This is a genomic window from Croceibacterium mercuriale (genome assembly GCF_000802385.1).
Lineage (GTDB): Bacteria > Pseudomonadota > Alphaproteobacteria > Sphingomonadales > Sphingomonadaceae > Croceibacterium > Croceibacterium mercuriale.
Map to the genome: position 1 here is coordinate 2,073,997 of NZ_JTDN01000001.1, position 15,749 is coordinate 2,089,745.

The window sequence follows — 15,749 nt, forward strand, 5'->3', positions numbered from 1 at the left end:
AAACGGGCCGGCTGTTGTGCAGCGTACCCATGGCTCCGCCGCGCCGCTCAGCCATCGCTGGTCAGGAGGTGGGCCGGGAGAGACAGGGTCGCCGTGGTCGTGCCTTCCAGCCCTTCCAGGCGAAAGCTGCCCGACTGTCCCTGTGCCAATGTCGATGCGATCCGCAGCCCCAGGCTAGTGCTTGCCGCCAGGTCGAAGTTCGCAGGCAGACCGGACCCGTCATTACGGACCATCACGCCCAGACCTCCCTCCACGCCGCGCTCGACCTCCACGACGATCCGGCCTGCACGGCCATCGCCGAAGCCATGCTCGATCGCGTTGGCCACCGCTTCCGCAACGATCAGGGCTGTCGGCACCGCCGCGTCGGGTTCGAGGCGTAGGCGCTGGTTTCCCAGCACCTGCAGGTCCACGTCGATCCGGCCGCTCGCATCGATCACGCCGCGACACAGTTCTGCCAGGAACGGTACCAGCGGCTGCGCTGCGCCCGATGGGTCGTAGAGCTGCCGGCTGATGCGCCCGACCAGCGCCAGACGGGCGCCGGCCTCGTCCATCGCTGCCCTCGCATCGACATCGGTCAGCTGGCGCTTCTGCATCGTCAACAGGGCTGCCGCGACCTGCAGATTGTTGGACACCCTGTGCTGCAGTTCGTGGAACAGCATCTCGCGCATCTCCGCGAGCTGCCGGCTCGTCTCGCGTTCGCTAGCAAGCTGGCTGTTGGCCGCCTGCATCCAGTGGACCAGCGCAAGATCGGTCGCGACGACGAACACGTAGAAGGCGAGCGCGAACCCTGCCCCTTGCGTCAGCGCGAAGCCATAGGTGGGGGGAATGAAGACGTACCAGGCCAGCAGCCCGCACAGCAGCGCGCTGACACTGCCCAGCCGCACCCCGAAGAAGAATGACGTGACGATCACCGCCGGGAAGAAGGTCACGTATGGAAAGCCGGATGGCAGCAGCGGATCGGCGACCAGCCTGAGCAGGAATGCCGCACCTACCAGAGCGAGTGTCGCCGCGGCACCGAGGAGGGGGCGGTCGCGCGCAACGGGGAGCTGTTCGATCCAGCGCTTGCGTGGCGGCAAGCGGCTGGGGGTGGGCAGGTTGCTCACGGCGCGCTCGCTACGATGTCTGATAGCGAACGTCATCACCTCTCCTGCCATCTTGGTACAATCCCGCATGTAGCAGCCTTCGGGTAAATGGACCATGTCTGCCAGGTCGAGGTAAAGAGGGCGCTGCGCTCCTCTGGCGTCCACATGCGCTTCTACCAGCATCAGCGGCGCGCGCTCGTGCTCCGCCATCTGGCGGCCGGGCGTGTTGCGTTCGCCCTTGTTCAACAAGGTGCCAGAGAACCCATTGCGCCGTCACGCCCAGCAGCGCGGTACCTTCGTAGAAGGCGAGATCGGCGTCCAGGTTGCGCGCCATCGGACATCCATTCACCTCACTTTTCTGCCAATCGATGCGTCGCGGCAGGGCTGGATCAAGGCGCTCTGGCTGCTTTCGCTCGCCGCTGGATCACGATCGCCGCAGCCGACCAGGCAGCCGCCCATGCGGCACCGATAGACCATCCGGCCAGCACGTCCGATGGCCAGTGGACGCCCAGGTAGATCCGCGTCGCGCCGACGATCGTGGTCAGTAGCATCGCAACGCTGACCAGATACGAGCGGACTGGCGCACGCCACTCGGTGATCGCCAGAAGCATCGCAAGCGTGAGATATACCACCGCCGAGTTCATCGCATGGGCGCTGGGGAAGCTGGCTGAGCTCACCTCCAGCAAGTGAGGAACAACATCGGGCCGCTCGCGGACAAAGGCGTCTTTCAGGGCGCTGTTGAGCCATGCTCCGCTCGAGCTTGCCGCCGCGAGGATCAGCGCAGGCCACCTGCGTCCCCGCGCAACCAGGTAGCCGACCGCCAGTACCGTTATGAGCGTCAGGACCGGGCCCCCGCCCAAAGCAGTTATATCCCGAGCCACCTTCAGCAGCCAGGCGGGCCCGTGCGGCACAGCAGGGTCGGCGCCTTCCCGGAGATACGAAAGCAGCGCGGCGTCAAATGCAAGATCGGAGCCGACGCCGACCTGCCACGCCACCAGCGCAAACAGCAGCAGCGCCGGCACGGAAACCCACAGGAGCAGCCGCATCGACCCGGCCGCAGAGGCGTGGACGCAAGTATGGTGGGCAGTGGGGTCATTGGTCATTGGCGCGGCCTATATCCAGCATCGTGGCGATGACTCCAGCGGATCAATACGCGCAAGCCACCTTGATCCGCCTGCGCCAGGGTCAACGCGCCGCCACTCGCCTCCACCAGATCGGTGACGATCGCCAGTCCAAGTCCGTGGCCCGGCCCTGCTTCGTCGAGCCGGCGGCCGCGCTGCAGCGCACGGGCCATGTCGGGCTCCGCCATGCCGGGACCATCATCGTCAATCTGCAACACCAGCGTGTCATCCGCTTCGCCGGCCCGGATGCGCACGGCACGGCGGGCATGGCGCGCGGCGTTCTCCAGCAGGGCGCCCAGCAGCTCGGTCAATTCGGCGGTGGCGACCGGCAGCGACAGGGCGGCCGGCACCTCCACTGTGAAGACAAGGCGGCCGCCGCGCTCGGTCCGCTCCAGCACTGCGATCACCGCTTCGGCCACCGGCAGCAACTCGGTCGGCCCCACTCCGGCATCGCGGGCCAGCGCGCCCCTGGCCCGTGCCAGCTCGGCTTCCAGAGCGGCACCGGCCATGGCGATGGTGCTGTCCATCGCGGCGGCGGCCTGCGGCGCGCCTTCCGCCCGGGCGCGGCGGCTCTGCGCGGCCATCGCGGCCAGTGGAGTCTTGAGGCTGTGCGCGAGGTCGGCGGCACGATGGCGGGCGCGTTCCAGATCGGCGGCGCGTGCATCAGCCAGCGCGTTGATCGCATCGACCAGCGGTGCAACCTCGCGCGGGTGGTCGGTCGACAACCGAGCGCCGGAGTTGCGACGCAACGCCTGCAGCTGCGCCTGTACCCGACGCAAGGGAGCCAGACCGAGGGCGATCTGCACGGCGGCAGCACCCATCAGCAGCAGCCATAGCAGCAGCAGCGCCAACGCGGCCTCCCGCCGAAACTCATGCATCGTCGCAGCGGAAGCATCGTCATCGGTGGCGAACTGGACGACTACCACCCGACCCGAAGCGTCAGGGCGAATGGCCCGCGCGATCACGAACAGGCGATGGCCGAACGGCCCGTCCACCCGGCGCAGGCGCCAGTTAGTGCCCGCAACCGCCCGCGGCACGGGCAATTGCTGGTCCCACAAGGATGACGAGCGGATCAGCCCCGCTGATGTGCTTGCCTGCCAGTAGAGGCCACTGGCAGGCCGGGCAAAACGGCCGTCGGTTGGCTGCGCATCGGCCAGCGGTCGACCGACGGCATCAAGCCGCAGCGCAGGCAGCAGTTCCAGCGCCTTCGCCTCCAGCGATTGCACCTCCCGCCGCTCGATATGCCGCTGGAACAGCCAGTTGAGACCGGCGCCCGCCAGCACCAGCGCCAGCAGGATGGCCAGGCCCCCGCCGAGCAACAGGCGGGCGCGGATGGAGCGGGTGGTCACGCACTGCCATCCGGCAGCAAGTAGCCTAGGCCACGGCGGGTCTCGACCAGCTCGCTGCCGATCTTGCGCCGCAGGCGGGTCACCAGCGCCTCGATCGCGTTGGTGTCGCCACTATCGGCGGTGCCATAGATCTGTTCGGCGATGGCATGCACAGCCACCGGCCGGCCGGGCTGATGCGCCAACACCTCCAGAAATCGATATTCCAGTGCCGACAGGCGCACGCTGCGGTCGTCGACAAAGGCGCACATTCGCGTGGTATCCAGCCGCAACCGACCGATGGTGACAGTGGCTGACAGGTGCCCGGCGACCCGGCGCATCAGCCCGCGCAGCCGCGCGATCAACTCGCCCATTGCAAACGGCTTGGCCAGGTAATCGTCAGCTCCGGCCTCGATCCCGATGACCTTCTCCGTCCAATCGGCCCGCGCTGTCAGCACCAGCACGGGAAAACTGCGCCCGCCCTCGCGCCAGCCACGCAGCACGGAGAGCCCGTCCAGCCCTGGCAGACCGAGATCGAGCACTGCGGCGGCATAATCCTCCGTATCGCCCAGGAACGCGGCCTCTGCACCGTCGCGCACCCATTCGACCACGAAGCCCGCGTCGCCGAGCGCGGCGGCGAGATCCGCGCCTACCGCAGGTTCGTCCTCCACCAGCAACACGCGCATGTCAGTCGTCCTCCACCTCCAGCACGCGGCCGGTGCGGGCGTCCAGCGTCACCTCGCGGATGCGGCCGGCGGGAGTAAGAATCTTGATCTCGTAAGCGATGCGCCCGTCCTCCTCCTCCAGTTCCACCTTCAGCATGTCGCCCGGCACGCGCGTCCGGGCAAGCGCCAGGATGCGCGGCAGTGGCAGCACTTGCCCGCGCGCCACGGCGGCGCGGATGCGCGCGGCCTCGTCCGGATCACCGGCATTGGCAGGCGCGGCGACGAAGGGGGTGGCAAGAAGCAGCGGAAGCAGGAAGCGGATGAGGCGCATCCAAGCGCCATAGCGCCTCGTCGCTGACACTACCCTGACGCCGGGCACATGAAGCCTGTCAGCAAGGGGCTGGCACAAGGGGCATCACAGCAAAGGAGACACATGCCATGAAGACCGCACGTTCCAACGCCCTGCCCGCTGCCCTTGCCCTGATCGGCGCCGCAGCCCTGGTAAGCGGGGGGCTCGCCACCACCATGCCGGCCCGCGCCGACACGCCGGGGCGCAACTGGATGCAGGTGGAGCAAGTCACCCGCGCCATTGCCGCGCAAGGATACCGTGTGATCGAGATCGAGGCCGATGACGGCCACTGGGAAGGCGAAATGGTGAAGGACGCCGTACGCTATGACTTCCATGCCGATCCGCGCACCGGCCGCCTGACCAAGATCGAACGCGACCAGGACTGAGCGGCAGCAGCAGCGATGGGCCGTGCGCCCATTCGCTGCCAGCAGCCGGGCGGTTGCCAGTTCTGCCGTGATCTGCTGTTGAACCGTTCCCAGGCCAATGACGACCGTGCTTCAACTCCTTCTGATGCCGGAGTTTACATCGCTGCAATGATGCAGTCAGCCGCGATTCCATACAGGCTCAATCACGGCGGAGAGCTGAAGGTGTTGCTCGTCACCTCCCGCAAGCGCAGGCGCCGGGTGCTGCCGAAGGGGAATGTGCCGATCGGCATGGCGCCGCACCGCTCCGCCACGTGCGAGGCGCTGGAAGAAGCGGGTCTCTTCGGCACGATCAAACGGACCGCTTCGGCTCCTATGAGGAGAGCAAGGCAACATGAGACGGACAGCGGCGCAAGATCGTCGTCCGAGCCTTCCCGTTGCACGTGGCCAGCGGGTTGCAGGGCTGGGCCGAGGCACACCAGCGCCATCGCCAGCGGCTGCCGGCTGGGCAAGCGGCTCAAGCGGTGAAGTATCGCCCGTCGCATAGCTTGTTCAAACGCTTCGCACGAGACGGCGCCAAGGGGAGAGATGGCGATAGCTGCGAATGCCACGCCAAGTAGAAGACCCCAAAGTGGTCGTTGAGCCCCGCTGCAAGGTCTCTCAGATTCGGACATTGATTCGGGTCGAGACCGTTGGCGCTGGCTGTCGCGAGACCATCGGGCGCTTGAAGGCCTGTTTGCGGATTTCACCGCCCAATCAGCTAGGCCACGTTCCGAAAACTGTAAGTGATCGTGAAATCGATGTCATGATCGCCCCATGCTGACGACAGGAACGGGGCGTAGGGAGAGTTCAGCAAAAAATTACCGAGGCTCCAGCTTACCGATGAACTCCTTCAACAAAATTTCCTTCCGTCCCGCCGTTGCCGCGCTCCTGCTCTGCGGTACCGCAGCAGCAGCAGCCACGGGCGGCATGGCCCTCACAGCCAGTGACCCGGCGCCCGTCGGGCGACTGGCCGAACCGCAAGCCGCCTCTGTGGCACGTGCCGGCGTCCACGCGTCTCTTGCCGACATGGTCGCAGCGGTCGGAACAAGCGTGGTGCAGATCCAGGTCAAGCCCGAGAACCAGGCGATGCGTCTGAGCGGTCCGTCCGACCCGCGCAGTCAGCAGGAAGAGATGCTGCGACGCTTCTTCGGCAATCCCGAGCCCCGGCAGGAGGCACCCCGCGGTGCGCTCGGCTCCGGCTTCATCATTGATGCGTCTGGTATAGTGGTGACGAACGCGCATGTGGTCCAAGGTGCGGACACCGTGACTGTGCAGTTGAGCGACGGCCGCGAACTTCCGGGCCAGGTGCTGGGCCGTGACGAGAAGACCGACCTTGCGGTCATCCGCATCGAAGGCACAGGTGGCTTCCAGGCGGTGCCGTGGGGCGACAGCGACGCCACCCGCGTCGGCGACAGCGTGTTCGCCGTCGGCAGTCCATTCGGCCTTGGCAACACGGTGACCGCCGGAATTGTCTCGGCCCGCAGCCGGGAGATCGGGGCTGGTCCCTACGACGACTTCCTGCAGGTCGATGCAGCGATCAATTCGGGCAATTCGGGCGGCCCGTTGTTCGATGCGAACGGACGGGTGGTCGGCGTCAACACCGCGATCTTCTCGCCATCCGGCGGCAATGTCGGCATTGGCTTTGCCATCCCGGCGCAGCTTGCCCGTACAGTGGCAACCCAGATCGTCGAACATGGCAGCATCGAACGCGGACGGATCGGCGTAGCCTTGCAGGACTTCACCAGCGAACTGGCCGAGGAACAGGGCGTCGAGCAGGGCGGCGGTGCGCTGATCGCCCAGGTCGAGCAGGGGGGGCCCGCGGCGCTGTCCGGCATCCAGCCGGGCGACGTGGTCCAGCGGTTTGCTGGCAAGACCATCAAGGATGGCGGCGACCTTGCCCGCGCGGTAGCAGACGCGTCGTCGGGAAGCCGCGTGCCGGTCCAGGTGCTGCGGGATCGGCGCCATTATGCACTCAACCTCAGGATCGGCAGCGACGCCGCCGCCCGATCCTGAGGCGGGGAAATCCACTGTGGCATAAGACGTCAGCATTGCTACGCATGGTGTCCGGAGCTGCCGATTGATGAAACTGCTACTGATCGAGGATGACCGGCAGACCGCCGAACATCTCACGCGCGGACTGAAGGAGCTTGGCCATTCCTGCGACCATCTGGACAACGGCGTGGATGGGCTTGCCGGCGCCCTGGCGGGCCAGCACGATGCCATCATCCTCGATCGCAACCTGCCGGGACTGGACGGACTAGCGGTACTCACGGCCTTGCGAGCCCAAGGCAGCCGCACGCCGGTCCTGCTGCTCTCCGCGCTGAGCCAAGTCGATGACAAGGTCGCCGGATTGCGGGCCGGCGGCGACGATTACCTGGCCAAGCCCTTCTCCTTCCAGGAACTGATCGCGCGGCTGGAGGCGATCGTGCGCCGACGCGGGAGCGAGAATGCCGCGCAGACCACCTTGCAGGTTGGTTCGCTTACGCTGGATATGCTTGCACGCATCGCTCGCCGCGACGGGCGCCGGATCGAGCTGCTGAACAAGGAATTCCAGCTGCTGGAATATCTCATGCGCCATGCGGGGCAGGTGGTAACGCGCACCATGCTGACTGACGCAATCTGGGACTACAGCTTCAATCCTGGCACCAATGTCATCGACGTGCATGTCAGTCGGCTGCGCGGCAAGATCGATGCTCCGGGGGAGCCGGGCATGATCAGCACCATCCGTGGTGCGGGCTACCGGCTCGATGCCGTCTGACCGAAGGCATCTGCTGCATAGTGCGGCCCTGCGCGGCGCATTGTGGATCACCCTGATCGCGCTCCTTGCGACCGGGGTGGCGCTGACGGTGCAGTACATGCAGACAACGCGGCTGTTGGAAGCGCGAACGCACGCGCTGGTCGACGACGAGGCGGCGAGCCTCCTCGCGCGTTACCGCGCCGACGGGGTCAGAGGCATCGCGATGGCGATCCGCCGGCAGCAGGACGTGCCACGCGTCAACGAGTTCTTCTACCTGCTGGCCACCTCCAATGGAGAGCCGCTGGTCGGCAATCTGCTGGAATGGCCAGTAGATGTCGAACAGCCGGGTTATCACAGCTTTACAACGAAGGTGGCGAGTACCGGTGAGGGTTGGCGCGAACGCCGGGTCGAGGCACGGGCAATCGTGCTGCCCGAGGGCTTTCGACTGCTGGTCGGCAATCTTTCGGACGAGCGCCAGGCACTGCGCGACCAGTATCTCTCGTCCCTCGTCTGGTCGCTGCTGGCAACGGGTGCGCTGGGGCTGGCGCTCGGCTTCTGGTACAGCCGCCGCGGGCTGGCCTTCGTCGATGCCGCGTCGGCCACGGGCGAGAGCTTCCTGCAGGGGCGGCTAGAGGAACGGCTGCCGGTGTCGGAACGAGGGGACGAGTACGACCGGCTAGCCCTGACCATGAACCGCGCCTTCGAGGAGGTCGAGCGACTGGTCGGCTCGCTCCGAGCAGCGACCGAGGGGCTGGCCCATGATCTCAAGACGCCGCTGACCCGAGTGCGCGCGCGCCTGGAAGTGGCGGACCTTGAACAAGCCGACGCAGGGCGCATGCACGACGTTATGGCGGATAGCCGCCAGGATCTCGAGACAATCCTGCAACTGATCGAAGATGTGCTCGGCCTGGCGCGGGTCGAGGCGACCGCCGTGGCCCATCTCGCTCCGGTCCGGCTCGACGTGATCGTTGCCGAAGCACTGGAACTGTACGACCCTGTCGCGGCCGAGCGGGACATGGAACTGGTTTCGCGGATCGAACCGGCCCAGTTGCCGGGCTCCCGCTCGCTTCTGGCGCAGATGGTCACCAACCTCATCGACAATGCGATCAAGTACACGCCGGCAGGTGGAGGCGTGACGGTTGCGTTGGAGAGCATTGAAGGTGCCATTCGGCTGGTGATTGCCGACAATGGCCCGGGCATTCCCGAAGCCCAGCGCGCGCAGGCCCTGCAACGCTTCACAAGGCTTGACCCCAGCCGTTCGCAGCCCGGCAGCGGCCTGGGATTGAGCATCGTCGCGGCCGCGGCGCGGGTGCACCGCGCCTCGCTGAAGCTGGATGACAATGCGCCGGGTTTGCGCGTCGAGATCCTTTTCTCGCGTCTTTAAACAGGATAGCCGCGAATTTACGACCACCAGAAGTTGTGACCGATCGTGACTCCAGGCGAGCCACTGGAACAAGCCCTGGATCCTGCCCGTTCGTGACAGATGCAATCCGTCACGCCGCCGCCGGTAAAAGACCCGCTCGACCTCATCGTGGCAAAGTTACATGTCGTATCAAACGACTTCTTCCTCCAGCTGCCAAATATCCTGGGAGGAATCGTCTTTGTCGCCGTTGCATGGTTCCTCGCCAAGATCGTTGCAAATGGCGTGCGCAAGGCATTGCACCGAAAGGGTCTGGTTGATCTGGGAGGGGTGCTCGCCTTGTTGGTTTTCGGCCTGATCGTAGCGGCATCGCTGCTTATCGCATCGGTCATTGTCTTCCCCAGCGTCAAACCGGCGACTATCATCTCGAGCCTGGGCATCGGTTCGGTCGCGATCGGGTTCGCTTTCAAGGACATCCTGCAAAACCTGCTTGCCGGCATCCTGTTGCTGATCAACCGTCCCTATCGCAGGGGCGACCAGATCGTTGTCAAGGAATTCGAAGGAACTGTCGAGCATATCCAGAGCCGGGCTACGCTCATCAAGACCTATGACGGCCGGCGCGTGATCATTCCCAACTCCGATGTCTATACATCGCCGGTAATCGTCAATACCGCTTTCGAAACCCGGCGGGATCAGTTCGACATAGGCATCGGATATGGCGACAAGCCCGATCGCGCCATCCGCATCTTTGAAGAGGCTATCGCCGGGATTGACGGAGTTGGGGCGGAGCCTGGTCCTGAAGTACTGCCGTGGGGTCTGGATGCGAGCTCGGTCACTTTGCGGGCGCGTTGGTGGAGCGATTCCAAGCGGACGAACATCGTCCACCTGCGCGCTCGAGTGATCCTCGCGATCTGGCAAGCGGCTGCCGAAAACGGCATCGACCTCCCCTTCCCGACACAACAGATCCTCTTCCATGATCAAACCGAGGAGGTTGATGGCGACCGTCGGCGGCAAAGGGAGGGTTGGCCAGCCGGAGACCAGCCGCCGCGTGCACGACGCGGTCCGCTGGAAGGGCGCGATATTGGGTCGAACTAGAGGCGGCTGGTCGAGGAGAAGCCGTTTCTTTCCAAAGTGATAGACACTAACAGCAGCCGTGTAACACCTTGCACACGGGTCACGGTACCAGTGTCAGACCTTGGTGCCTTCAGGTCAACAAGCCCCTGCCGTCCCGTTATCAAGGAAGTCGACTGATCGGCACGCGCGCCTTGCCCAAAGATGATCACGACGATCACGACGATCACGATGATACGAAGAAGAGAACAACCCGTCCTTCGGCGCCGTAAAGACCCGTCGTCAATGCGATGATCCCCCACGATGCTGAAAAGAAAGGTGCCGAAGAAGGTGGACAGGGCATGTTGCGTGAACGCATCTTCTACCAGCAACTGCGTCGCACGGGGCATTACCATGCTGGTTGCCGAGCTGTAGGCCATAACCGAGGCGGACAGCGCAAAGGTGGTCACCGCCAGCATGCTTGATGCAAGAATGGTCAGGATGTTGTCGACGGCCTTGCCGCCTATGGTCAGGCTCAGTTCGTACGGTATGAGGGGCGCCACTCCGGCAGCGACTAGCGCCGTCAGGACTCCAAAGCAGTGCAAGAGCACGGCTTACCGAAAGGCGGGTCGGCAACGGTGCGCGCCGCTTGCACAAGACGGCGACCTTGCTCTTGGGTTGCTCGGCCAGGATCGAGATGCCATAGCCGTCCTTGGGTGTCTGCTGCCGATCTTGTCGCAGCAGACAGGTTCTTGCGCTGGTCGGGCCGCCAGCGACGATCTCCTCTGACCGGTCACCTGCCAATGAACCACAACGCCCATGCGCGCCCGAGCGCTATTCGCCGCTTTCTCGAAGCGCAGTCTTCCTCCGGGATCGTGCTGATGGCTTCGGCCATGGCCGCCTTGCTCATCGCCAACTCGCCGCTTGGACCAAGCTATGAGACGGCGCTTCATGCCTATGTCGGGCCGTTGTCGCTCGGGCACTGGATCAATGATGGCTTGATGGCCGTATTCTTCCTTCTCGTGGGCCTGGAGATTAAACGCGAGGTGCTGGATGGCCAGTTGTCAACTTGGCCGCGCCGCACCCTGCCCGGCATTGCTGCCTTGGGCGGGATGATCACGCCAGCGCTTGTGTACCTAGCCTTCAATCGAGGTCCTACTGCAGGCGGTTGGGCAATCCCGGCGGCGACCGATATTGCCTTCGCGCTTGGGGTGATAGCGCTGCTCGGCAATCGAGTGCCCGCATCACTGCGCATCTTCCTGGCTGCGCTGGCCATTATCGATGATTTGGGCGCAGTGGTCATCATCGCGCTGTTCTACACAGCCGAGCTCTCGCTGCCTGACCTCGCCGGCGCAAGCTTTGCCGTCGCGGTGCTGGTTGCCTTCAATTGGCTCGGTGTTCGGCGACTGACGCCATACCTTCTGGTCGGGCTGGTGCTCTGGCTCCTGGTGCTACGATCAGGCATCCATGCGACCCTTGCCGGGGTCATCCTCGCCTTCACCATTCCGATCACGCTCACCCCGAGCCGATCGGACGGGGACATGGATGCCATCAGTCCGCTTCACCGCCTGGAACATGCGCTGCATCTTCCCGTCGGGTTCCTGATCGTGCCCATCTTCGGCCTGGCAAATGCCGGAGTGCCGATACTGGGCTTGCCGGCAGGTGCATTTGCCGCACCAGTCACACTCGGCGTTGCAGCGGGTCTGCTGGTCGGCAAGGTCGCCGGTGTCTACGGCTTCTCCACGCTGGCGATCCGGTTGGGGTTCGCTGACGCTCCGGCACATGCTGGCCGGCTGCAGATGCTTGGCGTGGCGCTGCTCTGTGGCATCGGTTTCACGATGAGCATCTTCATTACGCTCCTCGCTTTCCCGGATGATCCGCTTCTCCAAGCCGAGGCGAAGATCGGAGTACTGGCCGGCTCGCTCGTATCTGGCGGGCTCGGGTACACCCTCCTGCGTTTTGCACGGCGGGATGCGCAACCTGATCGGTCGCCGATCGAGCCTTGAGTTTTCGCTGAAGCAACAGCTCAGCGACGTGCGCGACCAGGCACACCTTCGTCGTGGCCGTAGAGACGCGCTGGAAGCCCTTCAGCTCGCGCACAGGACGCGATGCGCGGCCGGCCTGCTGGTGGATGTACAGCTGCACGACCTCGTCACCAGCGCGCTGCCCGGTGTTACAAACGGTGGTGCTGACGATCAGGCGGCCGCCGCCCTCCAGCGTCCCTGACCCCACATCTGGCGCGGAGATGCTGAAGCTGGTGTAGCTGAGCCCGTGTCCAAACACGAATTGCGGGGTGGAGGGCAGATCCGCATAGCGCCGGTCCTGATCCTGCGGCCAGTGGGAACGATTGTGTGCGTAGTAGAGTGGCACCTGCCCGACGGTGCGTGGCCAGGTCACCGGCAGCTTGCCGCCCGGATTGATATCGCCGGATAGGGCGCGCGCCACTGTGGTCCCGCCACGCGTGCCGGAATATCAGACATGCAGCACCGCCGGGACCCGGTCCAGCACCGGGCCGAGTTCGACCGGGCGGCCGCTCATCGTCACCACCGCTACCGGCTTGCCAGCCGCGAGCACGGTCTCAAGCAGGCGCAGCTGGTCGCCGGGCAACCGCAGTTCTGCGCGCGAGGCACTCTCGCCGCTCATGTCCTCCGCCTCGCCAGTGTCAGCACGACCAGATCAGCAGAGCCGGCGAGAGCGGAGGCGTGCTCGAACTCCGCAGCCGCCTGCGCCTCGCTCCAGCGTGGTTCAGGCTTCGCTGCGCCCGGGATGGTGATCGTCTCGAAGATGGAGGGCACATTGCGCTTCATCTGCACACCCGGCGCCGTCTCCACGGTGATGACGCTGCCCAGGCGATCGCGAATGCCTTCGAACAGCGTGACGGTTTCCGGCAGGTCATACTGGAAGGCACATGGGCCCACCATGTCCCGCCTGGAATTGGCGGACGGGCCGATTACCGCCACCCGGCGATGCGCCCCGGCCTGCAAGGAAGTGCGGCTTCGTCGTTCTTCAGCAAAACAAGCGCGCGTTCGGCCGCCTCCTGCGCCACGTTCCGGTGTGCCGGATCGGCGAGGACGCCGGTCGCGCGCGCCTCGTCCACAAACGCATTTTCGAACAGACCCATGGCGAACCTCGTCGTCAGGATGCGGTGGGCCGCGGTGTCGAGTACGGCGACGGGCGGTCGTCCTCCCGTGACGGAGCGGGCGACCGTAGTGGCGGACGCAGCGGGGCCGAAAGCCATCTCCATATTATTGCCGGCGGTTAGCGCCCACACGGCGGCATCGCCTTCGTCACGGGCGAAGTGCTGGGTGACGAGATTCTTGACGTCATTGGCATCCGACACGACCCAGCCATCAAACTCCATTTGTCCGCGCAGCACATCGTTCAGCAGCCAGGGATTGGCCGCTGCCGGAAGGTCGTTGAGGTCGGTGTAGGAACTCATGATATTGCCCGCCCCGCCGCCACTGCAGCAGCGAAAGGTGGCAGGATGACATTGTACAGTTGCGCATCCGACAGTTGCACGCTGTCATAATCGCGTCCGCCATCGGCGGCGGCGTAGCGGGCGAAGTGCTTCGGGCCAGAGATGATATGGCCGGGCGCGCCGATCACGGGGCCTTGGAAGCCACGCACCTGCGCCGCCGCCATGGCGAGATCGAGAAACGGATCCTCGCCCGCGCCTTCCAGGATCCGGCCCATCGGGCATGCCGCGCGACATCGATCATCGGCGCAAAGGCCCAGCGGATGCCGACGAAGCGCGCCGCCGCCGCGGCGACCGCCTGCGCACGTTCCACCAGCGCCGGATCCCATGACGCCGCATTGGCCAGCGGCACCGGGAAGATCGTGCGGAAGCCGTGCATCACGTCATAGCCAAAGATCAGCCTTTCCAGATGGAGCGGTGATGGTGGATGGGTGGCGGATCAGAAACCCAGCCGCACGTGGATGCCCGCATAGCGGCGGGCATTGCGGGTGGAGGTCTGCGCAGCACGCCGGGCGTACCGCCGGACGAGATGCCCAGCGCGCTGGCGAAATGCTTGTCGAAGACATTGTTCGAACAGCGCAATGCGCAGATTGCCGCGCTCGTTCTGGTCGATGCCAATGCTGGCATTGACCAACGCATACGAGTCTTTCACCAGCACTGGGTTGTTCAGCAGGTCGAAATTGCCCTAGCTCTGGTAGCTGACATCTCCCTGCATGAAGCCGTCAAACGGCATCTCGACCGTATAGGTACCGCCAAGATTGAACTTCCACGCGGCGCGTTGCTCAGCCGCTCGCCTGACAGGTCCTGTATTCCGGTGGTTGATCCCGCGACCGGCAAACAGCTCAACGCGACCGTCTGCCCGGTATAGCGCTGCGCATTGCGGTGAAGCTGAAACCGCCGTCTAGCAGCAGCGCTTCAATCGGGCGGGCCTGCAATTCCACCTCTACGCCCCGTGTGCGGACCTTGCCGACATTGTTCAGCTGAAGCTGAATGGTCTGGTCGGGAAGGAAAACACCCGATTGCGCTTGGAAGCTGCAAAACTTTCCTTCTACCGTGAATGGGCCGGGAGATCTCCCGGCAATCTACAGCGTCACGATCCTGCGGCGTGCCAGTCTCGCGCGGATCAATACCCAAGTCTGAATTTCGACGTTAGCTCTCGCTCGAGGATGGGCGACTGTTCATTAGGCACGCAAGTTCAGGGCAATTATGTGCTGAAGTTCGCCCCGGGTTCCGCCTTTCTCAGCGAACTTGCATTTGGATCGCAGCGGCTGCGTGTCCGTGGGGACGGTTAACGGCCAGATGGGTCCGCTCACAGCGGTGGCGACAGGCAACTACAATGACGATTACTGGAACCAGTACAATCTGCCCCGCAGCGCCCTAATGTGGCCCTTTATCATTCCGGATGATCGAACGGGTGGTCAACGTCGATTACCGGAATGACTAACCCGCCGGAGGGGAGCAATGACCGCGTCGGTTCGGTGACAGAACCACCAAACAGGGCGGTTAATCGGCGCTTTACGCAACGAGGTGCCCGCGTTGCTGATCGTCGACGATGCAATTTGGAATGTGGTGCGCTGGAAAATGTCGCCGCGCAGCCGTAAGGCCACGCAGAACGCAGCACCATCGGCACAGCGGTGGCGCAAGCATCTGCTTTCCGGAGCATCAAATGCGATTGCTGCGGGTCCAACTTCACCTTCGCAGGGAAGGACTACTATGGCTGCGCCGGTGCCCGTGAACGAGGCACTTGCAAGAACCTCGTGTCGATCCGGCGCGAACCGCTGGAACATGCGATGGTGTCGGTCCTGCAACCTAACCTGCATACTCTTGCGTTGGCAAAGCTGTTCTCTCAAGAATTGATGAAAGGTCGCTTGGATATTCGATGGAGCAGGTGAGCGGGCGGCGAGTGCTGCAAGTTGGCCTTGCGATATCGCGGGGCAGGTCGGGACGCCTGCCGGCAACATGGCGCTGAGCGCTGCCGGTCCGGCATTGCATCTCCTGCTCGGCGACCCTTGACGGATGCGCGGCGGCAAGCTGGTCGGTTATGCGATCAACGACAACGGCAAGGGCCGGCGCAGTGGTGAGGATAGTTTTGTGTCGGTGGTTGCGGGGGTTGGATTTGAACCAACGACCTTCAGGTTATGAGCCTGACGAGCTACCGGGCTGCTCCACCCCGCGTCACCT

17 protein-coding genes, 1 tRNA gene and 2 pseudogenes are annotated in these 15,749 nt (G+C 64.6%); 9 read left to right on the forward strand and 11 right to left on the reverse strand.

What is annotated here, in order from left to right:
* Positions 1-47 precede the first annotated feature (47 nt).
* From PK98_RS09540 to PK98_RS09560, 5 genes are all read right to left on the reverse strand, one after another.
* Complete coding sequence (locus tag PK98_RS09540; protein ID WP_235425450.1) at positions 48-1,328, reverse strand: sensor histidine kinase; 1,281 nt, start codon at positions 1,326-1,328, stop codon at positions 48-50.
* Between the two features lie 143 nt (positions 1,329-1,471).
* Entirely contained in the window at positions 1,472-2,185 is a 714-nt protein-coding gene (locus PK98_RS09545; RefSeq protein ID WP_081996115.1) for a phosphatase PAP2 family protein, read from the reverse strand.
* On the reverse strand, positions 2,182-3,552 hold the full coding sequence (locus tag PK98_RS09550) for a sensor histidine kinase (protein WP_052208286.1): 1,371 nt from the start codon (positions 3,550-3,552) through the stop codon (positions 2,182-2,184). The genes PK98_RS09545 and PK98_RS09550 overlap by 4 nt, the downstream gene beginning before the upstream one ends.
* On the reverse strand, positions 3,549-4,214 hold the full coding sequence (locus tag PK98_RS09555; protein WP_039095999.1) for a response regulator transcription factor: 666 nt from the start codon (positions 4,212-4,214) through the stop codon (positions 3,549-3,551). The genes PK98_RS09550 and PK98_RS09555 overlap by 4 nt, the downstream gene beginning before the upstream one ends.
* A gap of 1 nt (position 4,215) precedes the next feature.
* On the reverse strand, positions 4,216-4,524 hold the full coding sequence (locus tag PK98_RS09560; RefSeq protein WP_039096000.1) for a PepSY domain-containing protein: 309 nt from the start codon (positions 4,522-4,524) through the stop codon (positions 4,216-4,218).
* A 107-nt stretch (positions 4,525-4,631) separates the two neighbouring features.
* Between PK98_RS09560 and PK98_RS09565 the strand changes: the two genes are divergently transcribed.
* Positions 4,632-4,928, forward strand: a complete 297-nt coding sequence (locus PK98_RS09565; RefSeq protein ID WP_052208288.1) for a PepSY domain-containing protein — start codon at positions 4,632-4,634, stop codon at positions 4,926-4,928.
* Positions 4,929-5,110: 182 nt separating this feature from the next.
* Here the strand turns inward: PK98_RS09565 and PK98_RS16740 are convergent, their stop codons facing one another.
* Positions 5,111-5,425 (reverse strand): hypothetical protein, encoded by a 315-nt coding sequence (locus tag PK98_RS16740; protein ID WP_152608579.1) that lies wholly within the window; start codon positions 5,423-5,425, stop codon positions 5,111-5,113.
* 295 nt (positions 5,426-5,720) lie between these two features.
* On the opposite strand from PK98_RS16740, the gene PK98_RS09570 reads away from it, so the two are divergent.
* The 4 genes from PK98_RS09570 (at position 5,721) to PK98_RS09585 (ending at position 10,138) form a co-directional block, all read left to right on the forward strand.
* Positions 5,721-6,959: a trypsin-like peptidase domain-containing protein gene (locus PK98_RS09570; protein ID WP_081996116.1), complete on the forward strand. Its 1,239-nt coding sequence runs from the start codon at positions 5,721-5,723 to the stop codon at positions 6,957-6,959.
* 67 nt (positions 6,960-7,026) lie between these two features.
* Positions 7,027-7,704 (forward strand): winged helix-turn-helix domain-containing protein, encoded by a 678-nt coding sequence (locus PK98_RS09575; RefSeq protein WP_039096001.1) that lies wholly within the window; start codon positions 7,027-7,029, stop codon positions 7,702-7,704.
* A gap of 40 nt (positions 7,705-7,744) precedes the next feature.
* Positions 7,745-9,067: a sensor histidine kinase gene (locus PK98_RS09580; RefSeq protein WP_161792423.1), complete on the forward strand. Its 1,323-nt coding sequence runs from the start codon at positions 7,745-7,747 to the stop codon at positions 9,065-9,067.
* A gap of 99 nt (positions 9,068-9,166) precedes the next feature.
* Positions 9,167-10,138 carry a mechanosensitive ion channel family protein gene (locus PK98_RS09585; protein WP_052208292.1) on the forward strand — a complete coding sequence of 324 codons (972 nt, stop codon included), beginning with the start codon at positions 9,167-9,169 and terminating at the stop codon, positions 10,136-10,138.
* On the opposite strand, the gene PK98_RS09590 is transcribed toward PK98_RS09585, so the two are convergent.
* Complete coding sequence (locus PK98_RS09590) at positions 10,135-10,704, reverse strand: DUF2254 family protein (protein WP_052208295.1); 570 nt, start codon at positions 10,702-10,704, stop codon at positions 10,135-10,137. The genes PK98_RS09585 and PK98_RS09590 overlap by 4 nt on opposite strands.
* A gap of 192 nt (positions 10,705-10,896) precedes the next feature.
* Between PK98_RS09590 and nhaA the strand changes: the two genes are divergently transcribed.
* Positions 10,897-12,099 carry a Na+/H+ antiporter NhaA gene (nhaA, locus tag PK98_RS09595; RefSeq protein WP_039096003.1) on the forward strand — a complete coding sequence of 401 codons (1,203 nt, stop codon included), beginning with the start codon at positions 10,897-10,899 and terminating at the stop codon, positions 12,097-12,099.
* Positions 12,065-12,319 (forward strand): hypothetical protein, encoded by a 255-nt coding sequence (locus tag PK98_RS17370; protein ID WP_039096004.1) that lies wholly within the window; start codon positions 12,065-12,067, stop codon positions 12,317-12,319. The genes nhaA and PK98_RS17370 overlap by 35 nt, the downstream gene beginning before the upstream one ends.
* Here the strand turns inward: PK98_RS17370 and PK98_RS17375 are convergent.
* From PK98_RS17375 to PK98_RS17550, 3 genes and pseudogenes are all read right to left on the reverse strand, one after another.
* Positions 12,200-12,736, reverse strand: a pseudogene (locus PK98_RS17375) (glycoside hydrolase family 3 C-terminal domain-containing protein); the annotation flags it as partial. The gene PK98_RS17370 and the pseudogene PK98_RS17375 overlap by 120 nt on opposite strands.
* Positions 12,733-13,053: a glycoside hydrolase family 3 protein gene (locus PK98_RS17380; protein WP_235425451.1), complete on the reverse strand. Its 321-nt coding sequence runs from the start codon at positions 13,051-13,053 to the stop codon at positions 12,733-12,735. The pseudogene PK98_RS17375 and the gene PK98_RS17380, both read right to left, overlap by 4 nt.
* Positions 13,044-13,947 (reverse strand): annotated as a pseudogene (locus tag PK98_RS17550) (glycoside hydrolase family 3 protein). The gene PK98_RS17380 and the pseudogene PK98_RS17550 overlap by 10 nt, the downstream one beginning before the upstream one ends.
* 48 nt (positions 13,948-13,995) lie before the next feature.
* Here PK98_RS17550 and PK98_RS16745 point away from each other — a divergent pair.
* Together PK98_RS16745 and PK98_RS17555 are read left to right on the forward strand one after the other, a co-directional pair.
* Positions 13,996-14,436, forward strand: a complete 441-nt coding sequence (locus PK98_RS16745) for a hypothetical protein (protein WP_161792426.1) — start codon at positions 13,996-13,998, stop codon at positions 14,434-14,436.
* A 766-nt stretch (positions 14,437-15,202) separates the two neighbouring features.
* Positions 15,203-15,460, forward strand: coding sequence for a zinc ribbon domain-containing protein (locus tag PK98_RS17555; protein WP_161792427.1), 258 nt, complete (start codon positions 15,203-15,205; stop codon positions 15,458-15,460).
* Positions 15,461-15,666: 206 nt separating this feature from the next.
* On the opposite strand, the gene PK98_RS09620 is transcribed toward PK98_RS17555, so the two are convergent.
* Positions 15,667-15,743: transfer RNA gene (locus tag PK98_RS09620), tRNA-Met, on the reverse strand.
* Between the last annotated feature and the right edge of the window lie 6 nt (positions 15,744-15,749).